Here is a 1470-nt window from a genome sequence, read left to right as displayed (position 1 = left end):
TGATATGTTCCAGAACATCGTTTACGGTAAAAATTCCAAGACATCGTTTATTCACTAGTGATTATTTTGTTACAGGACATCGTTTATATTTTATAGAACATTGAATAAAAACACCAATTAGGGGCTATAAAATGAACGAAATAGATGTCCGTAAAAAAGCAATTAAAAAATATTTGGATGGTGAAAAAATAAGTCATATTTGCACTGAGTTAAACAGGTCAAAACCTTGGTTTTATAAGTGGTATAATCGATACAAACAAAAAGGAGAACAGGGGTTAAAGAGTAAATCTAAGCGCCCAAAACATTCTCCTAATAAAACTCCTAAAAAGATCGAACAATTGATAATAAATATTAGAACACGCTTAACTAAGACTAGATACGCCCCTATAGGAGCAGATAGTATTCAATGGGAACTTATAAGACTTAAATATCCTTATGAAGATATACCATCTTTAACTACAATAAATAGGATTATAAAGAGAAATGGTCTAGTTAAAACAAAGTCAGAAAAACGTCAAAACAAAGAAATACCGTATCCTAAACCTGAAGCTAATAATCCAAACGAAGTACATCAATTAGATATTGTAGGTCCTAGATATATAAGAGGATCTAACGATATAGTAACACAATTTTATTCTATAAATTTAATTGATGTATATAGCAAAATGATTAGAGTAAAACAGTATCAGAACACTAAAAGTAATACAATAATTGATTTTTTAATTAATCATGTCTGGAACACTGTTGGAATCCCTAAAATAATTCAGATTGATAATATGATGGTTTTTAAAGGCAGTAACCTATATCCAAGCTCTCCAGGAATTTTAACTAGGCTATGTCTTACACTAGGGATTGAAGTGCTCTTTATTCCAATTAGTGAACCCCAAAGAAATGGTACAATAGAAAGTTTCAATGACACTTTTCAAAAGATATTTTTAAATAATCAAAAGTTTGATTCATTTGAGCAACTAAAAAAAGAATCAGATATATTCGTTGACTTTTTCTGTAATCAAAGACCATATTCAAAGCTATCTATTAAAAAACACGGTTCAAAACTTCCTTCGGAAGTTCATAAAAGTAACAATATAAAGCTAATCCCTAAAGGATATATGAAAAACTTTAAACAACAGAATGGAAAATATAAGATTCCACTTGCTGATGGTAAAATTTCATTCATAAGATTTATAAATAGTAAATGCAAATTAGATTTATTTAGTCAACACTTTGATGTTCCTGAAAAACTTAAATACAAATATGTTAAAGCCACTATATATACTAGTGAAGATAAAATAAAAGTTTTTGATCAAGATAAGCAAGTGATGGAAATACCATATAAATTGTATCGCTATAAATAAAAATCTAGGTTAGTGTTAATGATGTCATGGAATAAAAGTAGCTCTAACAAGTTAACGATGTCATGGAACAAAACTTAAGCATTAGAAAAAGTTAACGATGTCATGACACTAACCA

At 28.7% G+C, this 1470-nt stretch carries 1 protein-coding gene; it reads left to right on the top strand.

The annotated features are described in order from the left end of the window. Positions 1-131: 131 nt before the first annotated feature. The gene (locus BX659_RS18695; protein WP_097019729.1) at positions 132-1355 is read left to right on the top strand and encodes a helix-turn-helix domain-containing protein; all 1224 of its coding nucleotides are present in this window, start codon (positions 132-134) and stop codon (positions 1353-1355) included. Positions 1356-1470: the final 115 nt, after the last annotated feature.

This window comes from Orenia metallireducens, assembly GCF_003001995.1.
Classification (GTDB): domain Bacteria; phylum Bacillota; class Halanaerobiia; order Halobacteroidales; family Halobacteroidaceae; genus Orenia; species Orenia metallireducens_B.
This window is presented reverse-complemented; position numbering and strand designations above follow the sequence as displayed.